We start from the raw sequence: 7617 nt of genomic DNA on the forward strand, positions 1-7617 counted from the left end.
CCGGGGGCGGAGCCCCCGGCGGGTCGCCGCGCGCAGCGCGGGGAAACCCCCGCCCGTCACTCCGCGCCGAGCCGTCGCAGCAGCATCCGCGCCGCCGCCTGTTCCGCCTGCCGCTTCACCTTGGCTTCCGCCCGCGCCGCGGTCCCGTCGGCCATCCGCGCCTCGACCGTGAAGACCGGCGCATGATCCGGACCCGTCCGTCCCACCTCCACGTAGGCGGGCGGCACCTGCCCGCGCGCCTGCGCCCATTCCTGGAGCGCGGTCTTGGCGTCGCGCGCGTCCTCCTCGACCGCGCGGACCCGGTCGCCCCAGAGGCGCAGCACCAGCGCGCGCGCCGCCGCGAAGCCGCCGTCGAGATAGACCGCCGCGATCACCGCCTCCATCGCGTCGCCCAGAAGCGCCTGCTTGCGCCGTCCGCCCGTCGCCATCTCGGACTTGCCGAGGCGCAGCACCTCGCCGAGGTCGATCTCGCGCGCGACATCGGCGCAGGTCTCCTTGCGCACCAGCGCGTTGAAGCGGGGGGCGAGCTGCCCCTCGCGCGCGCCCTCGTCCTGCGCCAGCAGCGTCTCGGCCATCACCAGGCCGAGCACCCGGTCGCCGAGGAACTCGAGCCGCTGGTTGTCGGGGCGCGTCGGCGAGGACAGCGAGGAATGCGTCAGCGCGCGGCGCAGCAGGTCGTCGTCCGAGAACCGGTAGCCGAGCCGGTCGCAGAAGGCCTCGAGCTCCCGCGCGAGCGCCACGGCCTCACTCGATCGGCTCGAAGAACCGGTCGGCGCGCCAGGTCCAGAAGTAGACCATCCGCTGCCCGGCCGAGGAGAAGATCACGCGGTCGGCGCGGCCGAGGAGGTTCTCCATCGGCACGAAGCCCACGCCGCCGATCGATTGCGGAAACCGCGAGTCGATCGAGTTGTCCCGGTTGTCGCCCATGACGAAGACGGTGCCCTCGGGCACCACGTATTCCGGCGTGTTGTCGCCCCGGCTGCCGTCCTCGATGTTGAGGATAGAATGCGTGACGCCGCCCGGCAGCGTCTCGGTGAAGCGGTCCTTGAGGCAGGTTCCCCCCTGCCCCACCGGCGCGTTCGAGCAGCGCGGCAGGTGGCCGACCGGGCCCTGCCGCTCGTAGGTCTCGGCGAAGGGCTCCTCCGGCGTCAGCTGCACGGGATCGCCGTTGAGGTAGAGCACGCCCTCGCGCACCTGCACCCGGTCGCCCGGCAGGCCGATCACGCGCTTGATGAAGTCCTGGCCGTTCACCGGGTGGCGGAACACGACGACGTCGCCGCGCTCGGGCTCCGAGCCGAAGATGCGGCCCGAGAAGGGGCACATCGAGAACGGGCAGGAATGCCGCGAGTAGCCGTAGGCCATCTTGTTGACGAAGAGGAAGTCGCCGATCAGCAGCGTGTCCTTCATCGAGCCGGACGGAATCCAGAACGGCTGGAAGAAGAGCGTGCGGAAGATCCCCGCGATCAGAAGCGCATAGACCACGGTCTTGACCGTTTCCCAAACGCCGTCCTTCTTGGCCTTCGCTGCCATCGGGCCCCGCCTCACCTGCCTGCCTCCGCGGCCCGCCGGTATACCCTGCTCGCGCGCGCGCCCCGGGTTCATGGGCCGGGGCGGGCCGGGTGTCAAGCGACGCTCAGCTCAGCGTGCGTTGCGCGGCGGGGGACGGCCGGGGGCGCGTGCCCTCCTCGGCGTCCGGCACGGCCTCGATCACGACGAAGGCCTGCGCCCAGGGGTGGTCGTCGGTCAGGCTGACGTGGATCGTCGCCGTGAAGCCCTCGGGCGTCATCTCCGAAAGCCGCTCGCGCGCCCATCCGGTGACCTCCATCACGGGCTGGCCGGTGGGCAGGTTCGTCACCGCCATGTCGCGCCAGGCGATCCCCATGCGCAGCCCGGTGCCCAGCGCCTTGGAGCAGGCCTCCTTCGCCGCCCAGCGCTTGGCATAGGTTGCGGCGGGGTCCTTCATGCGCTCGGCCCGGTGCTTCTCGGTCTCGGTGAAGACCCGGTCGCGGAAGCGGTCGCCGAAGCGGTCGAGCGCGCGCTGGATGCGCTCGATGTTGGCGAGGTCGGTGCCGATGCCGAGGATCATTCCGTCCGTCCGTCCGCGTCAGTCATGCCGCGCCGTGACGGCGGGGGTCGCCCGGTCGATCACCACGACGAGCGGCGACATCACGCTGCCCATGCCATCGTAGCGCCCGGCCGGCAGGGTCAGCACCAGCCCGCGCGCGGCGTCGTAGCTCGCCGTCAGGTCCGCCATGCGGAGGCCCGAGAACCCCTCTCCCTCCGTGGCCGAGACCAGCGCACAGCGCGGGAAGGGCTCGTCGGGCAGGACGTACTCGACCATCAGGTGCGCCGAACAGCACGCCGGTTCCGAAGTGTCGAGACCGATCACCCGGATCTCGCCCTCGGCGAAGCTGCGGACCGCCACCTCGGGCGGCATCATCACGTGGCGGGCATTCGCCTCCCAGGTGTCGCAGTCGCGGATCGCCTGCGCCTGCACCGGCAGGGGCACGAGGAAGAGAATGCCGGCAAGGCCGGTCGCGAGCGCCTTCATGATACCCTCCGGGTCCGGGTCGGAGCCGATGCGCGCACCCTCGCCCATTCCCCGGGGCAAGGCAATCGCGGCGTCCGGACGCGGCCGTTCCAGCCGCGCGCGGCGTCCATGGCGCGGCTCCTAGCCGCGCGCGGCGTCCATGGCGCGGCGCATCTCGGCGATGGCGGCGGGCAGCCCGACGAACAGCGCCTCGCCCATCAGGAAGTGACCGATGTTGAGCTCGGCCACCTCCGGCAGGGCGGCGATCGGACCGACCGTGTCGTAGGTGAGCCCGTGGCCCATGTGAACCTCGAGCCCGAGGTCGGCGGCGCGCTTCGCCCCGTCGACCAGGCGCGCAAGTTCCGCGTCGCGGGCTTCCGTCTCGCCCTCGGCGTGGAGGTCGCAATAGGCGCCGGTGTGCAGCTCGATCACCGGGGCGCCGGCGCGGTGCGCCGCCGCGATCTGCGCCGGATCGGCCGCGATGAACAGGGACACGCGGATGCCGGCCTCCGACAGGGGCGCGATGAAGGTGGCGAGGCGGTTCTGGTCCGCCGCGACCTCGAGCCCGCCCTCGGTCGTCCGCTCCTCCCGCCGCTCGGGCACGATGCAGGCGGCGTGCGGCCGGTGGCCGAGCGCGATCTTCCGCATCTCCTCGGTCGCCGCCATCTCGAAGTTCAGCGGGATCGTGATCGCCTCGAGGATCGCGGAGACGTCGGCGTCGCGGATGTGGCGCCGGTCCTCCCGCAGGTGCGCGGTGATGCCGTCGGCGCCCGCCGCCTCGGCGACGCGGGCGGCGCGCACCGGATCGGGCAGCGTGCCGCCGCGCGCGTTCCGCAGCGTCGCCACGTGGTCGATGTTCACGCCCAGCCTGAGCCTGTCAGCCATTCCCGTCTCCGATGCCTTGTTCCGTCAGTCCGCCGCCTTCGCCTGGCGCTCGAGCTTGTCCATCTTCTTGCGCAGCTTCGCCGCCCGCCGCTTCTGGTAGGCGCGGATCACGGGGACGCTGAGGTAGTAGCACAGCAGCCCGCAGAGCGTGCCGGGGATGATCCCGCCGACGAGCCAGGGCCAGAACACGTCGCGGCCGAAGACGGCAAGCTCGTCCCAATGCGCGCGCTCGGGCGTGAAGATGGCGATGAAGTTGTGCCAGAGGTCGCCCGCCGCGCCTCCGAACTTGGCGAAGACCGACTCGTCCACCTCGCTCCGGGGACTGCTGCCCAGAAGGAAATGCCCGGTCTGGAGCGAGATCACCGCGATGGGAACGTAGGTCAGCGGATTGCCGATGAACGTCGCCAGGAGCGATGCGAGGATCGAGCCGCGCATGATCTTCGCGATGATGCCCGCGAGAATGAAGTGGAGGCCGAAGAACGGAGAGAAGCTGACGAGGACGCCCGCGAAGATGCCGCGCGCGATCTGCTCGGGCGTGCCGGGAAGACGGCGCAGACGGTGCTGCACGTACTGGAACGCGCGGCTCCAGCCGCCGCGGGGCCAGAGAACCTCGGCGACGATCTGCAACCACGGTCGCTGGTCCCTGCGCTTGAAGACCACCGCCAGCCTTTCCCGTTACGCCCCGTGATCGGCCACGGTGCCCCACGTCTCGCCGCCGCCCGTCAGGGGCGACGGTCCAGGTTGCGGAAGCGCTGGACGGCGGCCACGTCGCTGTCGGCCTCGACAGCCATCATGACGGCGTGCAGATGCTCCGCGTCTCGCACGTCCACGTCGATGAGAAGTCGGTAGAAATCCGGCTTCCGGTCGATGAAGTGCAAGTCCGAGATATTGGCGTTCTGCTCGCCGATCAACGTGCAGATGCGCCCCAGCACGCCTTTTTCGTTCGACATGGTCACGTCGATCGTCACGTTGTGGACCGGCGCGTGGCGGCCGTCGCTCCAGTGCAGGTCGATCCAGCGCTCCGGGCTTTCGTCGAAGGCGGCGAGCGCGGCGCAGTCGATGGCATGGACGATCGGGCCGCGGCCGGCATAGGTGATGCCCACGATCCGCTCGCCCGGAACCGGCTGGCAGCATTGTGCGCGCCGCGTGTCACTTCCCGCCGGCAGGCCGATGACCGCGCGCTGCGCCTCGACGGCCTCCTGCTCGCCGCGCTGCGCGAGCTCGGGGTAGAGTGCGGCCACGACCGCCCGCGCCGAGATCTCGGCCGAGCCGATGCGCGCCAGCACCTCGTCTCCGTTCTCGAGGTTGAGAAGCTTGGCCGCCGTGGACAGCGCCTTGTCCGTCGCCTTCTTGCCGTTGTGCTCGAAGGCGACCCGCGCCAGTTCGCGCCCGAGGCGGATGTAGCGCTCGCGGTCGACTTCGCGGAGGTTGCGGCGGATCGCGGCCTTGGCGCGCCCCGTCACCGCGATGTCGAGCCACGTGGCCTGCGGCGTCTGGCCCTCGGCGGTCAGGATCTCGACCGACTGGCCGTTCTTGAGCCGCGTCCAGAGCGGCACGCGCAGACCGTCCAGCCGCGCTCCGACGCAGGAATGGCCGATCCGCGTGTGGATCGAATAGGCGAAGTCGATCGGCGTCGCGCCCTTCGGCAGCTTCACCACGTCGCCCTTGGGCGTGAAGCAGAAGACCTGGTCGGAATACATCTCGAGCTTGACGTGCTCGAGGAACTCGTCGTTGTCCTCGGCATTCTCGAAGCGCTCGGTCAGGCTTTCGAGCCATTTCGCGGGATCGACGGCGAAGGGGTTCTGGGTGCGCACGCCGTCGCGGTAGGCCCAGTGCGCGGCGACGCCCGCCTCGGCGACCTCGTGCATCTGGCGGGTGCGGATCTGCACCTCCACCTGCTTGCCGTCGCGCCCCGAAACGGTCGTGTGGATCGAGCGGTAGCCGTTCGACTTGGGCTGGCTGATGTAGTCCTTGAACCGACCCGGCACGGCGCGCCAGCGCTGGTGGATCGCGCCGAGCACACGGTAGCAGTCGTCCTCGCTGCCGGTGATGACGCGGAAGCCGTAGATGTCCGACAGCCGCGAGAAGGCGAGCTGCTTCTCCTGCATCTTGCGCCAGATCGAGAAGGGCTTCTTCGCGCGGCCGAAGACATCCGCCTTCACCCCGTGCTTCTCCAGCACCGCGCCGATGTCGTCGGTGATCTTCGGGATGACGTCGCCCGTCTCCTTCTGGAGCGTGATGAAGCGCCGGATGATCGAGGCGCGGGCATCGGGGTTGAGGACGCGGAAGGACAGGTCCTCGAGCTCCTCGCGCATCCACTGCATGCCCATGCGGCCCGCGAGCGGCGCGTAGATGTCCATCGTCTCGTGCGCCTTCTTCGCCTGCTTCTCGGGCGGCATGTGGCGGATGGTGCGCATGTTGTGCAGGCGGTCGGCGAGCTTCACCAGGATCACCCGGAGATCCTTCGACATCGCCATGAAGAGCTTGCGGAAGTTCTCGGCCTGCTTGGTCCCGCGGCTCGACAGCTCGAGGTTGGTCAGCTTGGTGACGCCGTCCACCAGCTCGGCCACGTCGCGGCCGAATTCCTCGGCGATCTCGTGATAGGTGCCCTTGGTGTCCTCGATCGTGTCGTGCAGGAGCGCGGTCATGATCGTCGCGTCGTCGAGCCGCTGCTCCGTCAGGATCGCGGCCACGGCGACGGGATGGGTGAAGTAGGGCTCCCCCGAATGCCGCTTCTGCCCGTCGTGCATCCGGCGGGCATAGTCGTAGGCGCCGCGGATCAGCGCCTCGTTCGTCTTCGGGTTGTAGTTCCTGACCAGGCTCACCAGGTCGTCGGCGTCGATCATCTAGGGGCCGTCATCCCTCGATCGGCCGGGCGACCCGGCCTGTTACCTCTGCGACTGGGCTTCCATCATGGCGCGCAGCAACTGCTCGTCGTCCATCGTGTCTTCCACGGGACGGTCGCGGTCGCGCTCGACGCCCTGGAGGAGCGCCATCGCGTCTTCTTCGGGCTCGTCCACCTCGATCTGGGTCTGGTGGCTCTCGATCAGGCGCTCGCGCAGATCCTCGGCGCCCTGCGTCTCCTCGGCGATCTCGCGCAGCGCGACGACGGGGTTCTTGTCGTTGTCGCGGTCGATGGTGAGCGGGGAGCCGGCGGAGATCTCGCGCGCGCGGTGGGCCGCGAGCATCACGAGCTCGAAGCGGTTCGGCACCTTGTCGACGCAATCTTCAACGGTCACGCGGGCCATGAGGGTCCTCCGGATCGGGCAGATGGGCAGAGAAGGCACCATCTAAGGTCCGGAGGCCCGGAACACAAGGCGATTCTGCCCTTGTTGCTCAGGCCGCGGGGCCGAGCGGCGCCACGCCCTCGAGCGCGGCGGGGGGCAGCGCGTCGCGCATCTCGGCCACCGTCCGCCCCAGGACCGGGTGCCGCCAGTCCGGCGCGACCTCGGCGAGGGGCGCGAGAACGAAGCCGCGCTCGGCCATCCGCGGGTGCGGCAGGATCAGCCGCTCTGGCGTGCGCCGCGCGGCCTCGGCGGGCGGCAGGTGCTGCCAGCGGAGGAACTCCTCCCGGTCCGGAAGGACGAGGTCGCCGAGCGCCAGCAGATCGAGGTCCATGATGCGCGCCTCCCAGCGCGCGGTGCGGCGGCGCCCGAACGCCTCCTCGATGCCGTGGAGCCTCTCGAGCAGGTCCTCGGCCGTGCCGTGCCAGTCGAAGGCGGCCGCCGCGTTCACGAATTCGGGGCCCGAACCCGGCGGAAAGGCGGGCGTACGCCAGAGGCGGCTGCGGCTGAGCGGGCTTCCGCCGACGGCCTCCAGCCGGTCCATGGCGGCCGAAACCGCCTCATACGGAGGCATTCCGGCCGCGGGAAGGTTCGCCCCCAGCGCCACAAGCGCACGTTTCGCGTCCGACGCGCATTTGTTTCCTTGCACCTTCTCGTCATTCATTTATTTTCTTCACAATGCGTCGTCGGTCACCTGGGAGCACTCCCTAGGAAGATTTCGCCGCCGGCGCCATATTGGTCATGGGAAATACTCAATGTTCTACCGGGACGAACGGTTGGCGCTGTTCATCGACGGCTCGAATCTTTACGCAGCCGCCAAGGCGCTGGCCTTCGATATTGATTACAAGCTTTTGCGCCAGGAATTCATGCAGCGGGGCAAGCTTCTCCGCGCGTTCTACTACACGGCCCTCCTCGAGA

General features: G+C 69.7%; 10 protein-coding genes. 1 reads left to right on the forward strand and 9 read right to left on the reverse strand.

Features of this window, described 5'->3' with window-relative positions:
• Positions 1–56 precede the first annotated feature (56 nt).
• The 9 genes from rnc to folK all read right to left on the reverse strand — a co-directional run bounded on the left by rnc (position 57) and on the right by folK (position 7273).
• Positions 57–740, reverse strand: coding sequence for a ribonuclease III (gene rnc / locus ACTS11_RS18570; protein WP_442641774.1), 684 nt, complete (start codon positions 738–740; stop codon positions 57–59).
• A gap of 4 nt (positions 741–744) precedes the next feature.
• On the reverse strand, positions 745–1530 hold the full coding sequence (gene lepB, locus ACTS11_RS18575) for a signal peptidase I (RefSeq protein WP_442641775.1): 786 nt from the start codon (positions 1528–1530) through the stop codon (positions 745–747).
• Between the two features lie 103 nt (positions 1531–1633).
• On the reverse strand, positions 1634–2086 hold the full coding sequence (gene acpS / locus ACTS11_RS18580) for a holo-ACP synthase (protein WP_442641776.1): 453 nt from the start codon (positions 2084–2086) through the stop codon (positions 1634–1636).
• 18 nt (positions 2087–2104) lie between these two features.
• A complete protein-coding gene (locus tag ACTS11_RS18585; RefSeq protein WP_442641777.1) occupies positions 2105–2551 on the reverse strand; it encodes a hypothetical protein in 447 nt (148 codons plus the stop codon).
• 120 nt (positions 2552–2671) lie between these two features.
• Complete coding sequence (locus ACTS11_RS18590; protein ID WP_442641778.1) at positions 2672–3415, reverse strand: pyridoxine 5'-phosphate synthase; 744 nt, start codon at positions 3413–3415, stop codon at positions 2672–2674.
• A 24-nt stretch (positions 3416–3439) separates the two neighbouring features.
• The gene (locus ACTS11_RS18595) at positions 3440–4075 is read right to left on the reverse strand and encodes a DUF2062 domain-containing protein (RefSeq protein WP_442641779.1); all 636 of its coding nucleotides are present in this window, start codon (positions 4073–4075) and stop codon (positions 3440–3442) included.
• Between the two features lie 62 nt (positions 4076–4137).
• Positions 4138–6261, reverse strand: a complete 2124-nt coding sequence (locus ACTS11_RS18600) for a RelA/SpoT family protein (RefSeq protein WP_442641780.1) — start codon at positions 6259–6261, stop codon at positions 4138–4140.
• 42 nt (positions 6262–6303) lie between these two features.
• The gene (gene rpoZ / locus ACTS11_RS18605; RefSeq protein ID WP_442641781.1) at positions 6304–6663 is read right to left on the reverse strand and encodes a DNA-directed RNA polymerase subunit omega; all 360 of its coding nucleotides are present in this window, start codon (positions 6661–6663) and stop codon (positions 6304–6306) included.
• Positions 6664–6751: 88 nt separating this feature from the next.
• Positions 6752–7273, reverse strand: coding sequence for a 2-amino-4-hydroxy-6-hydroxymethyldihydropteridine diphosphokinase (gene folK / locus ACTS11_RS18610; protein ID WP_442641782.1), 522 nt, complete (start codon positions 7271–7273; stop codon positions 6752–6754).
• Here folK and ACTS11_RS18615 point away from each other — a divergent pair.
• Positions 7242–7617, forward strand: a 376-nt coding sequence (locus ACTS11_RS18615) for an NYN domain-containing protein (RefSeq protein ID WP_442641783.1), incomplete at its 3' end; no start/stop codon positions are given. The two genes, folK and ACTS11_RS18615, sit on opposite strands and share 32 nt — an antisense overlap.

The organism is Roseicyclus sp., from assembly GCF_052168335.1.
In the GTDB taxonomy this organism is placed as follows: Bacteria; Pseudomonadota; Alphaproteobacteria; order Rhodobacterales; family Rhodobacteraceae; genus Roseibacterium.

Bases quoted from the DNA above. Each gene is read 5' to 3' on its own strand.
- lepB (WP_442641775.1), bottom strand. From the start codon at position 1,530: ATGGCAGCGAAGGCCAAGAAGGACGGCGTTTGGGAAACGGTCAAGACC.
- acpS (WP_442641776.1), bottom strand. From the start codon at position 2,086: ATGATCCTCGGCATCGGCACCGACCTCGCCAACATCGAGCGCATCCAG.
- ACTS11_RS18585 (WP_442641777.1), bottom strand. From the start codon at position 2,551: ATGAAGGCGCTCGCGACCGGCCTTGCCGGCATTCTCTTCCTCGTGCCC.
- ACTS11_RS18590 (WP_442641778.1), bottom strand. From the start codon at position 3,415: ATGGCTGACAGGCTCAGGCTGGGCGTGAACATCGACCACGTGGCGACG.
- ACTS11_RS18600 (WP_442641780.1), bottom strand. From the start codon at position 6,261: ATGATCGACGCCGACGACCTGGTGAGCCTGGTCAGGAACTACAACCCG.
- rpoZ (WP_442641781.1), bottom strand. From the start codon at position 6,663: ATGGCCCGCGTGACCGTTGAAGATTGCGTCGACAAGGTGCCGAACCGC.
- folK (WP_442641782.1), bottom strand. From the start codon at position 7,273: ATGCCTCCGTATGAGGCGGTTTCGGCCGCCATGGACCGGCTGGAGGCC.